Genomic DNA, 525 nt, shown 5'->3' with positions numbered 1-525 from the left:
TGCACGACGTTGTCCACCACACGCGGCCGGACGGATCGCCCTACCCGCTCTGCGAATGCCCGATCGACCAGGCCTTCCCGGAGAACGAGCGCGAGCAGGGCGAGGAGGTCTTCGTCCACAAGGACGGCTCGTTCTATCCCGTAGGCTTCACCGCGAGCCCGATCCGGAACGAGCGCGGCGAGCCGATCGGCACGGTCATCGAGGCCCGCAACATCGAGGACGAGCTGCGCGCCAAGGCCGCCCTGGAGGCGTTCAACGCCACCCTGGAGCAGCGCGTGGCCGAAGAGGCCGCCCGGCGCGAGAAGGTCGAGGAGGCGCTGCGGCAGTCGCAGAAGATGGAGGCGGTCGGGCAGCTCACCGGCGGCATCGCCCACGACTTCAACAACCTACTCACCGGCATCTCGGGCAGCCTGGAGCTGCTGCAGACGCGGATGAGCCAGGGTCGGATGACCGACCTCGACCGCTACATGACCGCCGCGCAGGGCGCGGCCAAGCGGGCGGCGGCGCTGACCCACCGCCTGCTCG

General features: G+C 70.1%; 1 protein-coding gene. It reads left to right on the top strand.

Going from position 1 to position 525, the window contains the following annotated elements; translation table 11 throughout:
- Positions 1-525, top strand: a 525-nt coding sequence (locus ACTXGL_RS14105) for a histidine kinase dimerization/phospho-acceptor domain-containing protein (RefSeq protein WP_443527310.1), incomplete at both ends; no start/stop codon positions are given.

The sequence above is a fragment of the Psychrobacter sp. T6-6 genome (assembly GCF_052258185.1).
GTDB lineage: Bacteria > Pseudomonadota > Gammaproteobacteria > Pseudomonadales > Moraxellaceae > Psychrobacter.
The sequence above is the reverse complement of the archived record's forward strand: the minus strand, read 5'-3'. Positions and strand labels throughout refer to the sequence as shown.